This window comes from Chitinibacter sp. S2-10 (assembly GCF_046530675.1).
Classification (GTDB): Bacteria; Pseudomonadota; Gammaproteobacteria; order Burkholderiales; family Chitinibacteraceae; genus Chitinibacter.
The window spans coordinates 3,172,417-3,187,341 of sequence record NZ_CP172558.1 but is presented as its reverse complement, the minus strand read 5'-3'; the positions used below and the strand labels follow the sequence as shown (position 1 = coordinate 3,187,341).

The 14,925-nt window shown below is 49.3% G+C and carries 17 protein-coding genes; 9 read left to right on the top strand and 8 right to left on the bottom strand.

The window, feature by feature from the left end; all coding sequences use genetic code 11:
- Positions 1-36: 36 nt before the first annotated feature.
- The 9 genes from ACG2XO_RS14955 (at position 37) to ACG2XO_RS14915 (ending at position 7,800) form a co-directional block, all read left to right on the top strand.
- Entirely contained in the window at positions 37-1,503 is a 1,467-nt protein-coding gene (locus tag ACG2XO_RS14955; protein ID WP_410498786.1) for a flagellin, read from the top strand.
- A 79-nt stretch (positions 1,504-1,582) separates the two neighbouring features.
- Entirely contained in the window at positions 1,583-1,948 is a 366-nt protein-coding gene (locus tag ACG2XO_RS14950) for a flagellar protein FlaG (protein ID WP_410498785.1), read from the top strand.
- A gap of 34 nt (positions 1,949-1,982) precedes the next feature.
- On the top strand, positions 1,983-3,968 hold the full coding sequence (gene fliD / locus ACG2XO_RS14945; RefSeq protein ID WP_410498784.1) for a flagellar filament capping protein FliD: 1,986 nt from the start codon (positions 1,983-1,985) through the stop codon (positions 3,966-3,968).
- Positions 3,968-4,420: a flagellar export chaperone FliS gene (fliS, locus tag ACG2XO_RS14940; protein ID WP_410498783.1), complete on the top strand. Its 453-nt coding sequence runs from the start codon at positions 3,968-3,970 to the stop codon at positions 4,418-4,420. The genes fliD and fliS overlap by 1 nt, the downstream gene beginning before the upstream one ends.
- Complete coding sequence (locus ACG2XO_RS14935) at positions 4,407-4,724, top strand: hypothetical protein (RefSeq protein WP_410498782.1); 318 nt, start codon at positions 4,407-4,409, stop codon at positions 4,722-4,724. The genes fliS and ACG2XO_RS14935 overlap by 14 nt, the downstream gene beginning before the upstream one ends.
- A 49-nt stretch (positions 4,725-4,773) precedes the next feature.
- A complete protein-coding gene (locus ACG2XO_RS14930) occupies positions 4,774-5,187 on the top strand; it encodes a DUF2802 domain-containing protein (RefSeq protein ID WP_410498781.1) in 414 nt (137 codons plus the stop codon).
- A 3-nt stretch (positions 5,188-5,190) separates the two neighbouring features.
- Positions 5,191-6,321, top strand: a complete 1,131-nt coding sequence (locus ACG2XO_RS14925; protein ID WP_410498780.1) for a flagellar hook-length control protein FliK — start codon at positions 5,191-5,193, stop codon at positions 6,319-6,321.
- Positions 6,311-6,664: an EscU/YscU/HrcU family type III secretion system export apparatus switch protein gene (locus ACG2XO_RS14920; RefSeq protein WP_410498779.1), complete on the top strand. Its 354-nt coding sequence runs from the start codon at positions 6,311-6,313 to the stop codon at positions 6,662-6,664. Before ACG2XO_RS14925 ends, ACG2XO_RS14920 begins: the two co-directional genes overlap by 11 nt.
- Positions 6,661-7,800 (top strand): MFS transporter, encoded by a 1,140-nt coding sequence (locus tag ACG2XO_RS14915; RefSeq protein WP_410498778.1) that lies wholly within the window; start codon positions 6,661-6,663, stop codon positions 7,798-7,800. The genes ACG2XO_RS14920 and ACG2XO_RS14915 overlap by 4 nt, the downstream gene beginning before the upstream one ends.
- A 140-nt stretch (positions 7,801-7,940) precedes the next feature.
- On the opposite strand, the gene ACG2XO_RS14910 is transcribed toward ACG2XO_RS14915, so the two are convergent.
- From ACG2XO_RS14910 to yajC, 8 genes are all read right to left on the bottom strand, one after another.
- Complete coding sequence (locus tag ACG2XO_RS14910; RefSeq protein ID WP_410498777.1) at positions 7,941-8,708, bottom strand: flagellar brake protein; 768 nt, start codon at positions 8,706-8,708, stop codon at positions 7,941-7,943.
- 3 nt (positions 8,709-8,711) lie between these two features.
- Positions 8,712-9,290 carry an SCO family protein gene (locus ACG2XO_RS14905; RefSeq protein ID WP_410498776.1) on the bottom strand — a complete coding sequence of 193 codons (579 nt, stop codon included), beginning with the start codon at positions 9,288-9,290 and terminating at the stop codon, positions 8,712-8,714.
- Positions 9,291-9,324: 34 nt separating this feature from the next.
- Complete coding sequence (bioD, locus tag ACG2XO_RS14900) at positions 9,325-10,035, bottom strand: dethiobiotin synthase (protein WP_410498775.1); 711 nt, start codon at positions 10,033-10,035, stop codon at positions 9,325-9,327.
- Complete coding sequence (gene bioC, locus ACG2XO_RS14895; RefSeq protein WP_410498774.1) at positions 10,035-10,940, bottom strand: malonyl-ACP O-methyltransferase BioC; 906 nt, start codon at positions 10,938-10,940, stop codon at positions 10,035-10,037. The genes bioD and bioC overlap by 1 nt, the downstream gene beginning before the upstream one ends.
- On the bottom strand, positions 10,937-11,578 hold the full coding sequence (locus tag ACG2XO_RS14890) for a DedA family protein (protein ID WP_410498773.1): 642 nt from the start codon (positions 11,576-11,578) through the stop codon (positions 10,937-10,939). Before ACG2XO_RS14890 ends, bioC begins: the two co-directional genes overlap by 4 nt.
- A gap of 62 nt (positions 11,579-11,640) precedes the next feature.
- Positions 11,641-12,576 (bottom strand): protein translocase subunit SecF, encoded by a 936-nt coding sequence (gene secF / locus ACG2XO_RS14885; RefSeq protein WP_410500273.1) that lies wholly within the window; start codon positions 12,574-12,576, stop codon positions 11,641-11,643.
- Positions 12,577-12,594: 18 nt separating this feature from the next.
- Positions 12,595-14,424 carry a protein translocase subunit SecD gene (gene secD, locus ACG2XO_RS14880; protein WP_410498772.1) on the bottom strand — a complete coding sequence of 610 codons (1,830 nt, stop codon included), beginning with the start codon at positions 14,422-14,424 and terminating at the stop codon, positions 12,595-12,597.
- Positions 14,425-14,512: 88 nt separating this feature from the next.
- Positions 14,513-14,836, bottom strand: a complete 324-nt coding sequence (yajC, locus tag ACG2XO_RS14875) for a preprotein translocase subunit YajC (RefSeq protein WP_410498771.1) — start codon at positions 14,834-14,836, stop codon at positions 14,513-14,515.
- Between the last annotated feature and the right edge of the window lie 89 nt (positions 14,837-14,925).

The window sequence follows — 14,925 nt, the reverse complement described above, 5'->3', positions numbered from 1 at the left end:
CCGCGATTCGGGTCAGGACATCTAGGAGAAACAATCATGCCTCAAGTCATTAATACCAATGTACCTTCGCTGAATTCGCAGCGGAATCTGGATAAAACGCAAGGTTTCATGAATACCTCGCTACAACGCTTGTCTTCTGGTTTGCGCATTAATAGCGCCAAAGATGATGCGGCGGGTTTGGCAATTTCTGAACGTTTTACCGCACAAATCCGTGGTATGGATCAAGCTCGCCGTAATGCCAATGATGGTATTTCGATGGCGCAAACAGCTGAGGGTGCACTGAGCTCTTCGGGCGATATTCTGCAACGTATTCGTGAGCTGGCAGTTCAGTCAGCCAATGCGACCAATTCAGCATCTGATCGTACGGCATTGCAGCAGGAAGCTTCTCAGCTTGCGTCTGAGTTGGATCGTATCGCGCAAACAACTGAGTTTAATGGTCAGAAATTGCTTGATGGTACCAATAGTTCTGTATATCAAGTCGGTGCCAATGCGTATCAGACCATTACTTCAACAACGACTAACTTCCGTACGTCCGCATATGGTAACTACCGTATTGGCGCATCGGCTGCAGCAACCGGTGATTTGACATCTGGTAGTACATCCAATGCGATTGCATCAAGTGCCTCTGCCACAGCCCGTGTTGTTGCAGGTGGTGTGACAATTAATGGTGCATCTGGCTCTGCCAACGTGGCTTATGCCATTAATGATTCAGCAAAAACATTTGCTGCCAATATTAACGCCCAGACCGGTACGACAGGGGTCACGGCATCTGCCCGTACTGAATTCGATCTGACTGCATTTACTGCGAATACCAGCTATACGCTGAGTGTTACGTCAAATAACACTACGGCACAGTCGATTTCATTTACCGTAGGTGGGACTGTTAACGGCGATGGGCTTTCAGCGGCTATCAGTGCATTTAATGAGCAAACCAGCAAAACTGGTATTACTGCAAAAGTAAATTCTACTGGTACTGGTGTCACGCTGACTAATGATGCAGGCGAAAATATTAAAGTTACCGTGACTAGTGGTACTGGTGGCCTGACTATTGGCGGTTCTGCAACTGCATCGGGAGCGACTGCGAATGGTACAGGGCAGGTTACGCTTGATTCTGATCGTTCATTCAACGTGGTTGCATCGGAAACTGCTAGCTTCTTTAATACAGCTTCGTCGGCAGCTCAGTTGCAAAAAGTGAATCAGGTTGATGTATCTACCGTTGCCGGTGCTAATCGAACCATTGCGATTGTGGATGGTGCACTGCAGGCGACCAATGGACAAAGGGCTAAGTTTGGTGCATTGCAAAGTCGTTTTGAAAACACAATCGCTAACTTGCAGGCCTCTAGTGAAAATATGTCAGCCTCTCGTAGCCGGATTCGTGATACTGACTTTGCGAATGAGACTGCCAATTTGACTAAAGCTCAGATTCTGCAGCAGGCTGGTACTGCAATGTTGGCTCAGGCTAACGCATTGCCTAACCAGGTGTTGAGTCTGTTGCGTGGTTAATCAGGTAGAATAATTTAGAGGTCTTTACGAAGCCCCGGTGATTTTGGTCGCTGGGGCTTAACTGCAAGGAGAGGCTATCATGCAAATTCAATCTCTTGGCGCTGCCGCAAATATTTCTTCTGCCCAGCAAAAAAATTCGGAATCTGTTGTTTCTGATCTCCCAAGTGTAAAAGTGTTGGGGGTTGCAGGCAAAGAGCAGGACTCTGCCGAAGTTCAGCCAGCAGAAATGGATGAGGCTGTCAGAAGGATCAACGAAACCGTTCAGTCGCTCAATAAAAATGTGGGTCTGGAGTTTAGTACTGACAAAGATACTAAAATTCGGATGGTGAAATTGATTGATCAGCAATCAAAAGAAGTATTACGTCAACTTCCTAATGAAGAAGTGATTGCCATTGCCAAAGCATTGGATAAGCTTCAGGGTTTGTTGGTTAGGGAAAAAGCCTGATTTTGATGTATTTAAGCGGTGGTAGGGGGTTATTATGGCTATGATTGATGTTAATTCTATTGTCAGTCAATTAATGGCAGTGGAGCAGCAGCCCCTGAAGAAGTTTGACGTTAAAAACATCGGAATTCAGGCGCGTATCAGTGCATATGGCACAATCAAAAGTGCCCTGGCGAGCTTTCAGGCTGCGGCACAAAAGCTGGCTAATGCCGATAATTTTACTTCGGTGACGGCTTCCTCATCGTCGAGTGAGTATGTCAGTATCTCTGCTGCAAAAAATGCCGCAGAGGCGAAATTTTCGCTTGAAGTGTCGCAGTTAGCGACGAATCAAAAGTTGTCTTCCGGTATTTTTGCTGCAACTACAGCCGAGGTTGGTACGGGTACAATCACGCTTGATTTTGGCCAGTATACGACGACCGCGGGCGTTACATCATTTACCTCCAATCCGGATAAGTCATCCAAAACCATTACCATTGATGCTAGCAATAACACTCTGACCGGGGTGAGAGATGCTATTAACAATGCCAAAGCAGGTGTGAGTGCCAGCATTATTAATGATGGTACAGGTTATAAACTCGCATTAGTTTCTACTGATACGGGTGAGAAAAATGCTTTAAGAATTACTACTAATGACACTGGTGATGCCAATAATACTGATGCGGCGGGTTTATCGCGTTTGGCTTATAACGCCAGTACGGTGGGGGGAGTAGCTAATTTAACGCAAAATCAGGCCGCAAAAAATGCTCTCTTTACCGTTGATGGGATTGCAATTAGTAAATCAGCCAATGTGATTTCCGATGTAGTAGACGGCGTGACCCTGACGCTGAACAAGGTAACTACTTCACCAGTCAATCTGACTGTAGGTAGAAGCACCGGTAACATCACGAAAAGCGTTGAAGACTTCATCAAAGCATACAATGAAGTCACAAAAAATTTAAAGGAATCAACGGCCTATAATCCGGAGACCAAACAGGGAGCTATTTTAACCGGTGAAGGTACTGTGCGTTCAATACAGATGTCCTTGAGAAATGCCGTTAATCAAATGATTTCGGGCACCGGTGGTAATTATGATGCTTTGTCCAAGGTTGGAATCAAAACCGACAAAAATGGTGTCATGTCTCTGGATAGCAGCAAATTCAATGCAGCTTTAGCTGCCGACCCGCAAGGCGTGATTGGCTTGTTTGCTAGTAATGGTCGTGCCAGTGATTCTTTGATTCGTATTGATGCTTTCGATAAAAATACTCAGCCAGTTTCTGATCTCTCCGTGTCTGTAATTAATAATGCCACTCAGGCAACACAGACAACATCGGCATTAAATTTTGCTGGTGTAGGCGGTACTTTCAATGTTAATGCCACCAACAAAACATTTGGTTTAATGATTAATGGCACGGCAGCATCAGTTACCCTGACCGAAGGGGATTATACGCCGGCGCAATTGGCTGCTGAGTTACAGACTCGGATTAATTCAAATTCTGCATTGCAGACGGCTGGTGCTAAAGTAGGTGTGGTCATTGGCGCAGATAATAAAATTGTTATTAATAATGTGAAGTACGGCTCGGAAGGCAGCTTGGGTATTACCAGTGACTTACTGGGTACAGGTATCGCAGCGACAGTGACCGGAACCGATGTGCAAGTCAAAGTCGGCAATGACATCAAAACAGGAATTGGTCAGCAAGTGACGATGGATTCCGGTTTGAAGTTTTCAGTGCTCGGTGGGGCAGCAAGCTCTCCTGATGGGGCTTCTCGTGGCACAATTAGCTTCTCACGAGGCATCGGTTACCAATTTGATGCCATGTTGGAAAAAATGCTTTCCAGTGAAGGTGAGGTTGCAACTCGTGTAGATGGCATGAATAAGCAGGCTAAAAATATTGCCAAGCAGGTTGATAATTTGAATCGCCGATTGGTGGGGATCGAGCAGCGTTTACGTGCGCAGTATTCTGCACTTGATGTTTCCGTCTCAAAACTACAGAACACCAGTGATTGGCTGGCGGGTCAATTAGCCAACCTGCCGAAGGTGGGATAATGAATACAAACAGAAAAGCACTCGATGCTTATGGCTCTGTAAGCCTGGAGCATCAGATTGAGTCTGCGAGTCCACATGCGCTGGTCGTAATGCTGTTTGATGGCGCAATAAAATCGATTAACTTGGCAAAATTCCACATCCAGCAGGGACGCATTGCAGATAAAGGAATGGCTGTTAGTAAAGCCATTTCCATTATTGAAGACGGGTTACGGGCTTCGCTTGAAAAGGGTGAAGGCAATGAATTGGCAGAGAATCTGGATGCGCTCTACGAGTATGCGGCTCATCAATTATTGTGGGCCAACTTGCATAATGATGCCGCGGTCTTGGATGAAATTGGCAATTTAATGAATGATTTGCGAGCTTCCTGGCTCAGTATCAAACCCGAGTTTCAATCTGAGTCCCAAGCTGCTGATGTGCAAAACCATGGGCGACTGATACATGGCCGAGTCTGAACTGATCCAGTGGTTGAATGATCTGTGTGATGTGAGTGAGCAATTATTGAGATTAGCAAATATAGGCGCTTGGGATGATTTCGAGCAACAGTTTCCCGCTTATAATCAGTGGAGTTTGAGTTTGCCACTGATAGCCTGGTCGGACTATTCAATATCGGATCAGCAACTCATTAAAGACAAACTTCTTTACCTGCAGCAGCAGCATGATGCATTGCTTGTTTTGACAAAAGAATGGCGTGCTGAATTACAGGGCATATTGCAAAGCGAAGTCCAGGGGCGAAAACTGGATGAAAGATATCGCTAATTTTTCAAATAAAAACCGATAGAGCAATCTACTAATTAATGGAGGCATAGTGGATAAAGCTGGGCTATTTATCACTTGGCCGCAATTACTCTATATCGGTGTCTTGCTGATTTTGTTTTATGTCGCGGAATTGCTTTTCTTCTGGTATCGACATAATCGTACCGTTTTGCATCCAGAGGATAATCAGCAGGCCGAGCAAATCGCGTTATTGCAGCAAGAGGTCGAGTTGTTGAAGTTAAGGTTGTCCGCAATAACGCCACCATCTGAATTGGCTCCCTTGGTTCAACAGAATGCGCCTGATATCTTGGAGCATGGCCAGCCTCACGAAGAAACGCTCTATGCCAAAGCGATCAGAATGGCGCAGGCAGGTGCAGATGCGTCGCAATTAATTATGGAATGTGGCTTGTCTCGCGCTGAAGCTGATCTGATTGTGGCGATTTATCGCGGTGTTTATAAGGGGTGACCGATGTTACCCGGCAATACATCCAATACACTGGTCGGTAATTTTCTCCGCGCCCAGCAGGGCGTACTGGAAACGGTTCGCGTTTCACCTGATGACCTTCGTCTTACCGTTGGTGAAAAAGTGCAGGCGCTGGTCACGAACCAGCTTAATAACGGGCGTTTTGCCGTTTTGGTAAAAGATCAGTTACTTGACTTGAATCTGCCGAGAAATACTCAGCCTGGACAGCAGTTTGAACTCACCGTCCTGAGCAAAGAGCCACAACTGACTTTTCAGCTTACCCTCAAGCCGGAACAGGCTCAACAATCGATTAAAGATCCTAATGTCGCCTTGAGTAAGGGCGCTACGTTGATTGGTGAGTTACTCCAGAAAGCCGATGACACACCAGCAAGTAACTTGAAAGAAACTCAGCCTTTATTCAGCGGTAAACCCGATAGTGCTCAGCTGGCTAATCAACTTGCTTCCAGACTTGCCCAGAGCGGCTTATTTTATGAGTCGCATCAGGCAGAGTGGGTGTCAGGCGAGCGCCCCTTACAAAGCTTGCTTAAAGAGCCGCAAGCAGCTCAAACACCGCAGATAGCACAAGGTGAAGCAACGAAAAAATCGATAGAATTACCTGCTTCAAACCAGACAAAGACAATTGATGAGGTTGGAAAAGGTCAAGTTCGCGCGGATAATGACAAGGTTGGAATTAGTTCTAGTGAACGCACGGAATCGCTCAAACAAGGCGGCGATACTCCATTGACTTCGCGCGGCATGAGCGTGCTAGACGAAAAAGGTTTACAGCAACTGGTGCGCCAGCAGCTGGATCTGATTGAAAATAAGCCTTTGGTCTGGCAAGGCCAGGCTTGGCCTGGTCAATCATTACGCTGGGAGCTGGAAAATGAGCGGCAGACGCAACACGAAGGTGAGCGCGATTTGCAGCAATGGCAGACGCGACTGAGTCTTGATTTACCCACTCTGGGTGAGCTTGATGTGGTCGCGCAGTTGCAGCAAGGGCAGTTCAAGCTGCGTTTCCAAGTCGCAAAAGAAGAAACCTTACAGCTATTGCGTCAACAGCAACCTGAGTTAATGCGCCGTTTCGAATCTGCCGGACTAAATCTGGTGGCCAGCCAGGTCGATGGTCATGAGCACTAATCCCAAACGCGCTCAAGCCATTGCGCTGGCGTATCGAGAAGGTAGTAGCGCGCCTACGGTGGTGGCCAAAGGGAAAGGTATTCTGGCGGAAAAAATCATCGAAAAAGCCAAAGAAGCGGGCATTTTTGTGCATGACTCACCAGAAATGGTGGCTTTACTGATGCAGGTTGACCTTGATAGTCAAATTCCTCCCCAGCTCTATCGGGCTGTGGCAGAATTACTCGCGTTTATCTATATGCTGGAGCGCGGTGAGAACATCGACGCTCCGGATTTTAGCTACCTTTCTGCACAAAATGCCGATCAGCGCGACGCTGACGAACCTCAATCTCCGGATACTCTGTGACCACACTACACTCTGCAAGTCATATTCGCCGCACTCAGTTGGCCGTCGCTACCTTGTTTTTGGTTCTGGGATTTAACTTTGGTACCTGGGCTTCGCGTATCCCGGCGTTGAAAATTTATCTGGGTTTATCAACGGCAGAAGTTGGCTTCTTGTTGCTCGCCAGTGGTCTTGGTGCTGTTTTTTCGTTTCCGGTGACTGCGACGATCTTGCATAAGCTGGGCTCAAAAGCCGCCTGTATGATTAGCGGTGCATTATTGCCTCTGGTTCTGATCGGCTTGGCTTTGGCGCCGAATTATCCGGTGGCTTTATTCATGATGCTGCTAGAAGGGGTGCTCGCCAGCTTGCTCAATGTCGGAATGAATGCGCAAGGAGTCCAAGCCGAGATTGTCGGCAAGCAGGCGATTATGTCGCGTTTGCATGCGGTGTTTAGCTTGGGCGGACTGGCGGCTGCTTTATTTGCCTCGGGAATGACCTTCATCAGTGATCTGGTCTGGGTGCACTTTCTAGTTGCATCCATGATTCTTTGGCTGGCGGTTGCGGTCTCGGTTCGCCATTTGCTGGTGGAAAAACCGCAGGCATCAGGAGGCGGGCAGCGGTTTGTTTTGCCTACCGGCGTTGCGCTCTGGCTCGGATTGCTGGCGTTATGCGGTACGATCGTTGAAGGATCAATGTCGGATTGGTCTGCACTGTATTTGAAAGATGTGGTTGCTGCCAGCGCCCAGATGGCGCCGCTTGGGATCGCCTTTTTCTCGGTCACAATGTTTATCGCGCGCTGGTTTGGTGATGTATGGCGAACGCAGTTTGGGGCGCCAAAAATGTTGCTTTGGGGTGGCTTGTTGTCTGGTTTGGGTTTATCTGCTGCTTTGCTGATCGGTGGGCTTGTGCCGGCTTTGATTGGTTTTGCCCTTGTCGGCTTGGGAATGGCCGCCGTATCGCCTTGCGTTTATGCTCAGGCGGCTAAACAGGGGGCTGTCGCCTTGGCTGCGGTAACAACAATGGGGTCGATTGGTGCCTTGATGGGGCCGCCAGTCATTGGTTTTGTTGCGCATGAAACCAGCTTGAGCTGGGGAATGGCGCTCGTGGCGCTGGCTGCGGCGCTGATCGCCTTGCTGACGCCTAGGGTGAAGTGGGACTGAGCTGGGGTATTGCTTGCTAGCGCAATGTTAGATTGGCTTTGGGGCGTATACCTATCGCTGCATCTGGAGTGTCTTGCTTGCAGCAAGTCAGTGATGCTGAAACCGGGGCAAATTTAATCTGCCCCCGTTCATTGTGATCTTTAACCGGTGATGGCTTTTTTGTCGCGTTCGAGCTGAACCATCAGGCGTTGCAGCAAACTTTCGCTGGAGCGGGATAAATTGATAAATTTGAGCCCCAGCATGATTCTCACCATGCCTTGTTTAAGGCTGACGGTGTGCAAATTACGGACTTCAACATCGACGATGACGCGACCTGCGCCTCCGAGCTCTAGGCCGACTCTGGGTAAGATGACCCCCAGCTCGAATAATGCCTTTTGATTTTCATCTTTCAACCAAACACCGACACCCCCCAAGGAGATGTCGTGCAGATCAAAGCTGAGTGAGTCTTGCTGATTTTCCAGTAGGAAGGTTGCGGTGTAGGGCGTAGCAATCGGCGTGGTAAGACGGAAGTATTCGCGTCGTTGCAGTTTTACCAGATCAGCTGGCAGATTGGCGATAAAAGCCGTGCCATTCTGGAACTGGATCCGGCTAGGGGTGCGGATCGTGAATTGGACTTTTACGCCATTGAGGTCGCCGACAAATAACAACTTATCAGCACGGCTAACGCCATCATTGATGTGCTGTTGTCCACTGATGTCAAAAATGAATTTTTTCTCTTTGGCATCAACATTCAGGATGCGGGTCACCATCATGTCTCGTCCATGATTGAAATGAACGGCAATATTGGTTTCTGCCTGCTCCATTGAGCGCAGTACTGCAGCAATTTCCAGAGGGGACTTGAGCAGAAACTGGGCAATGTCGGCATCGTCGGGGATCGGATGGATGCCTTTGTTTTCTTCTACGCTCATTCTTTATTCGGCCAAGAGTAATTGGATGTCATGGGTGAATGTGGCTGCGCCAGCACCATAGCTGATCATGACACGGGTTTTTCCTGCACGATCAATTAGGTAGCTGCCAGCAGTATGATCGACGGTATAGCTTTTGTCTTTACCCTGTTTTTGATAAATAGCACGATAATTTTTGGCTGCGGCATCAATTTGTGCCTTGCTGCCTGTTAATCCGATAAAGCCGGGGTGAAAAGCCGGGACATACTGGCCAAGCAAAGCCGGATTGTCACGCTCAGGATCAACACTGATAAAGAGCACCTGTACTTCTTTGGCTTGTTCACCTAAGTCGTTTATAACACCACGCAGCTCGGATAAAGTCGTCGGACAAACATCCGGGCAAGACGTATAGCCAAAAAACAAGACTACAATTTTGCCACGATAGTCGGCCAGCGTTCTCTTTTGTCCGTGATGATCCAGCAATTCAAATTCACCACCGATGGTGGTGTCGCTCAGATCACTGCCCTGAAATGCGGGTTTGCTGCATGCAAACAGCACAATGGTGCAGATCAGCAAGGCCAAGCTGGTCAGTAAATGTTTAATCATTGAATCGCTATCAAAATGGTCGATTGATGTTAATTTAAGGCGTTAAATTCCGCAATTTAAGTCGTTCAAACGCTTGTAGATTGAGACAGCCATCGACTGCATTCTCCTGAAAATCGATTTCGGCAAGTAGTGGCGCAGACAAATGCATTTGCAGGTAGCTCAAATTATCTGAATAAAATGCCATTTCCGGATCAATTCGATTGGCAATCCAGCCCGCTATAGGTAAACCAGACAGCCTGATGGCCTTCGCGCTGAGCAGGGCATGATTGATGCAGCCCAAGCGCATGCCGACGACCAGAATTACCGGTGCTTGTAATGCCACCGCCAGATCTGAAATCCGGAACTGCTCGCTCAGCGGCGCAAACCAGCCACCGGCTCCTTCGATGATGACGGTCTCGGCATAATCGCTTAATTGTTCGGCGCAGTGAACCAAATGCTGCAGATCAATTGCAACGCCGGCTGCTCTAGCGGCCAAATGGGGTGAAATTGGCGGCAGAAAACGATAGGGATTTACCAGCTCAAGTGGTGCATGAATCGGGCTGGCCTGTTGATGTGCAATGACATCATCATTGATGAGTATATCGCCCTGAGCTATGCAACCAGAGGCTACTGGCTTCATACCTATTGTAGGTATGTCAAGTTGATTGAATAGACGTATCAGTTGAGCCGTCGCAACGGTTTTGCCGACCTCGGTATCGGTGCCGGTAATAAAATAGCGCGATGCAATGCCGGTCTGTGCGCTCATCAGGAGGCCGCTCGCGGGCGAAATTCGATAATCTGGCTGCCGTCGGGAAGCTGCTTGCTGGGTTTGGTTTCAGATTTCCAGGCATGGCCGTAAACGACTTCATAAGTACACGGTAGTTTGCCATTACGGCGCAAGGTTTCGTATTGCGCCTGCACCCGTTGCCACGCCGCTTTGCCAAACATGCCGGTGCGACGGCCTTGCATATTATTGTGTGCACCAATGCCTTTTAAGTCGGCCATTACCGCTTTTGCATCACTATATGTCATTGTGAGGTATTCCATGTCCATCACCGGCGTTGCAAAGCCCTGCTGCACGAGCGCATCGCCTAGGTCGTGCATATCGATAAAGCGATTGACGTGCTCGTAGCCATCGACACCAGCAAAAGCGGTGCGTAATTCTTTCAACGTATCGGGGCCTAGTGTTGCAAACATCAGCAGGCCGCCGGGCTTGAGGACACGTTGAAATTCGGCAAAGGCCGCGTCGGGGGTATTGCACCATTGCAAGGTAAGGCTAGACCAGATCATATCGAGCGAATTGTCGGCAAACGGCAGGCGTTCAATATCGCCGCACACTTGCGCTGGAATCCGATTGCTCAATTGCTTGAGTAATTTTTTGACGCCACTACCGATTTGCTTGTCGCGCGAAACGGCGAGCATGGCAGGCGCTAAATCGAGCTCGATCACTTGCGCTTTGCTAAAGCGTTGCTGCAACTTCGGAATCGCGTAACCGGTGCCGCTGCCGGCGTCAAGCACGCGTTGCGGGTCGATTCGCATCAATTCCAGCCGTTCAAACATCCGGTCGACAATTTCACGCTGCAAGACTGCCGCCGCGTCGTAGCTGTGTGCAGCCTTGTCAAAGGAGGCGCGAATCGCCGCCTTCTGGGTATGAAATTGCTCGTCGCTCATGCCTTGGCCTTGGCGAGTTTATGTTTCACAATTTCAATAATGCCGGGCAAAATCGAAACAAAAATAATGCCCAGAATAATCGCGGTCAGGTTTTTCTGGATAAACGTCACGCCGCCAAGTAAATAGCCCGCGTAAAGCAAAGAGCCCACCCACATCATTGCCCCAATGACGTTGTAGGCGAAAAATTTGCGATAAGTCATTTCAGCCATACCCGCAACAAAAGGCGCGAATGTCCGAACGATGGGAACAAAACGCGCGATGATGATCGTTTTGCCGCCATATTTTTCAAAGAAAGCATGCGTTTTATCCAAGTATTCGCGGCGAAAGATTTTCGAGTCGGATTTGGCAAACAGTTTATGACCGAAATAGCGGCCGATGGTGTAATTGACTGCATCACCCAAAACGGCGGCGATAAACAGCAGCAGCGCCAAAAAATGGACATTCATCGCGCCGCTGGCGGCGATCATGCCGGCGACAAACAACAAGGAGTCTCCCGGCAAAAACGGTGTAACAACCAGACCCGTCTCGCAAAAAATCACCGCAAACAAGATCGCATAAATCCAGACGCCATAGTTTTGCACTAGCTGCGCCAGATACACGTCAAGGTGCAGGAAAATATCGATGAAGTTCAATTCCATTTTGATCTCTCAATGAAAACGCCGACCTGAGTCGGCGTGGAGGAGGGAAGCTCAGTTCGTGATTAAACGACTGCTTCTTCCTTGATTTTTTCCGGCTTAGCCATGCTATCGCGCGTCACGCCAAACATCAGCAATAACGGCGAAGCGACCAGGACTGATGAATAGATCCCGAATACGATCCCGATCGTCAGTGCCATCGCAAAGCCATGCAGCGCAGCGCCACCAAAAATCAGCATCGCCAGCACCATGCATTCGGTCGAACCGTGTGTAATGATGGTACGGCTCATCGTCGCGGTAATCGCATTGTCAATGACTTCCGGTACCGTTTTGCCGCGCAAGGTCGGTTTGCGGAAGTTTTCACGAATCCGATCGAACACCACGACTGATTCGTTCACCGAATAACCCAGTACTGCCAGAATACCTGCGAGCACGGTCAGGCTGAATTCCCACTGGAACAAGGCAAACACGCCGAGAATAATAATGACGTCGTGCATATTGGCGATGATCGCTGAGAAAGCAAAGCGCCACTCGAACCGGAGCATCAGATAGGCAATGATACCGATACAGACGAGCGCCAGCGCGGTCAAGCCATGGGTAAACAGCTCATCACCGACCGATGGTCCGATAAATTCGACTTTGCGCAATTCAACATCGGCACGCTCTGCTTTCAGGCTGTTAAGCACTTCGTTCGAGAGCTGGGCGCTGGTTTTGCCTTTGATGTTGGGAATGCGCACCATCACATCTTTGGTTGTGCCCAAAGACTGAACTTGCACTTCACCATACTTCAGTGTTTCAACGCCGTGACGAACCTGATTGATTTCCACCGATTGGCTATAGCGGATTTCCATCACCGTTCCGCCGGTAAACTCGACGCCAAAGTTCAGGCCTTTGGTGATCAGGAAGAAGACAGCGATCACAAAAGTTGCCAGAGAAATCGCCGTTGTGAGCTTGCCGTAGCTCATGAATGGGATGTCGCGTTTTACATGAAAAAATTCGATCATTATTTTCTCCCGTCCTTACACTGCAAGCGTAGTCAGGCGATGACGGTAGCCATAAACCAGATTAATCAAGGCGCGTGAAACAAAGACTGCGCTGAACATCGAAGTCATAATTCCTAGGCAATGCACCCAGGCAAAGCCGCGCACCGCACCCGAGCCGAAAATCAGCAGTGCCAGACCTGCAATCAATGTCGTGATATTGGAGTCAAGAATGGTGTCGAAGGCGTGCTTGTAACCATTCTGAATGGCCATTTGCGGACTCATCCCATCGCGCAATTCTTCCCGCACGCGTTCGTTGATCAAGACGTTCGAGTCAATCGCCATACCCAACGTCAGCGCAATCGCCGCGATTCCCGGTAGTGTTAGTGTGACACCGAGCAGTGAGAGTAGGGCAATCAGGAACAAGAGATTTGCACCGAGTGCGATGGTCGATACGACACCAAAAACGCGGTAGTAGATCATCATGAAAATCGCAATGGCAGCAAAACCATACAGCGTCGAGTTAAAGCCCTTGCTGATGTTTTCTTTACCCAACGATGGGCCGATGGTGCGCTCCTCGACGATTTCCATCGGTGCAGCCAGTGAACCGGCGCGTAACAGCAGGGCGGTATCATTGGCTTCGGTCACATCCATCGACCCGGAGATTTGCACCCGGCCGCCGCCGATTTCCCCACGAACGACCGGTGCGGTGACGACTTCGCCTTTGCCTTTTTCTACCAGAATCATCGCGATGCGTTTGTTGACATTTTCGCGCGTTAAATCTTTGAAAATGCTCGCGCCAATGGAGTCCAGACCCAAATGCACTGCAGGCGCATTTTGTTCGTCAAAGCCAGCCTGCGCGTCGTTGATGTTTTCACCAGTCAGCTCGACTTCTTTGCGCAGCAAAATGGGTACACTCTCACCCGTGCTGCCACGACGTTCAGTCATCAATTCATAACCGGCAGGAACATTGCCATTGAGTGCTTCAGCCAGTTTGGCCTGATCATCTTCAACCAGACGAACTTCCAGTGTCGCAGTGCGACCCAGAATGTCTTTGGCTTTCGCGGTGTCCTGTACACCAGGCAATTGCACAACGATACGGCCTTCACCTTGCTGCTGAATCACCGGCTCGGCTACGCCCAGTTCGTTGACCCGGTTATGCAAGGTAGTGATGTTCTGTTTGACTGCATCATTTTTCAGTTGCAGTAAAGCCGCTTCGGGATAAGTCACGACCAGCTTGTAGTTGCCATCGGTATTGACCGAGTCAACTTTCAGATTGGCGAGCGTATCGCGCAAGGCTTTGCTGGCTGCGGCCAGCGTTTCGGCGTCGCGCAGTTGTACTTCGACACGATCACGCTCCTTGCTGATTTTGCCGTAGCGGACTTTTTTGTCTTTCAATTCGCGGCGGATGTCCCCGGCGGTTTTTTCCAGCGCCTTGTCTACCGCAGCTTTCATGTCGACTTCCAGCAGGAAATGTACACCGCCGCGCAAATCCAGACCCAACACCATCGGTTTGGCATGCAGTTTGGCCAGCCAGGCGGGGGTATCCGAAACCAGGTTGAGTGCGATCACATAATCGCTACCCAGTGCGGTTTGAATCGCATCTTTGGCCTTGATCTGGCTATCGGTATCCTTAAAGCGCAGTTTGACCGAACCGGCCTCAAAGTAGGCATCGATAGGTGTGACACCGGCGCGTGTGGCAATTTGTGTTGCCTGCTGCACCATGGCTTCGCTGACCTTAACTGTGACGCGGCCACTAGATACTTGCACGGCTGGGCTTTCGCCAAAGAAATTGGGGAGGGTATAGAGCGTTGCCACAAGGATGGTAACGGCTAGAAGGATATACTTCCAGAGTGGATAGCGATTCATGCTGAACCCCTGAGCGATGACCAAGATCATCCGCTCGGTAAATGATTGAGGTCATTGCTGCAGTTGGCGAGCAATGACCCTGTTGCAATTACTGATTATTTTTTAACGTGCCTTTTTCCAGGCGCTGGCCGATAGCGGCACGCTGGATCACGATTTCAACGCCATTGGCGATTTCGAGCGTGACATACTGATCGTTCAGTTTGCTGATGCGACCCAGCAAGCCACCGCTGGTGCTCACTTCGTCGCCTTTTTGCAGTGCGCCGAGCATGGCCTGGTGTTCTTTGGCTTTTTTCTGCTGCGGGCGGATCATCAGGAACCAGAAAATCACGAAAATCACGATCATTGGCAGGAAAGACATAAAGCTGGCTTCTGGCCCTGGAGCGGCCGCAGCAAATGCAGGAGTGATAAACATAAATGAGAGTTTCCTAAAAGGATGGAATTCTGGCTTTAAGCCCAACAAGGCGGATCATTCTAGCCTTTGAGGCTATGAAAATCTACCGG

Coding starts and splice junctions, on each gene's coding strand:
- ACG2XO_RS14955 (WP_410498786.1), top strand. CDS start 37: ATGCCTCAAGTCATTAATACCAATGTACCTTCGCTGAATTCGCAGCGG.
- ACG2XO_RS14950 (WP_410498785.1), top strand. CDS start 1,583: ATGCAAATTCAATCTCTTGGCGCTGCCGCAAATATTTCTTCTGCCCAG.
- fliD (WP_410498784.1), top strand. CDS start 1,983: ATGGCTATGATTGATGTTAATTCTATTGTCAGTCAATTAATGGCAGTG.
- fliS (WP_410498783.1), top strand. CDS start 3,968: ATGAATACAAACAGAAAAGCACTCGATGCTTATGGCTCTGTAAGCCTG.
- ACG2XO_RS14935 (WP_410498782.1), top strand. CDS start 4,407: ATGGCCGAGTCTGAACTGATCCAGTGGTTGAATGATCTGTGTGATGTG.
- ACG2XO_RS14925 (WP_410498780.1), top strand. CDS start 5,191: ATGTTACCCGGCAATACATCCAATACACTGGTCGGTAATTTTCTCCGC.
- ACG2XO_RS14920 (WP_410498779.1), top strand. CDS start 6,311: ATGAGCACTAATCCCAAACGCGCTCAAGCCATTGCGCTGGCGTATCGA.
- ACG2XO_RS14910 (WP_410498777.1), bottom strand. CDS start 8,708: ATGAGCGTAGAAGAAAACAAAGGCATCCATCCGATCCCCGACGATGCC.
- ACG2XO_RS14905 (WP_410498776.1), bottom strand. CDS start 9,290: ATGATTAAACATTTACTGACCAGCTTGGCCTTGCTGATCTGCACCATT.
- bioD (WP_410498775.1), bottom strand. CDS start 10,035: ATGAGCGCACAGACCGGCATTGCATCGCGCTATTTTATTACCGGCACC.
- bioC (WP_410498774.1), bottom strand. CDS start 10,940: ATGAGCGACGAGCAATTTCATACCCAGAAGGCGGCGATTCGCGCCTCC.
- ACG2XO_RS14890 (WP_410498773.1), bottom strand. CDS start 11,578: ATGGAATTGAACTTCATCGATATTTTCCTGCACCTTGACGTGTATCTG.
- secD (WP_410498772.1), bottom strand. CDS start 14,424: ATGAATCGCTATCCACTCTGGAAGTATATCCTTCTAGCCGTTACCATC.
- yajC (WP_410498771.1), bottom strand. CDS start 14,836: ATGTTTATCACTCCTGCATTTGCTGCGGCCGCTCCAGGGCCAGAAGCC.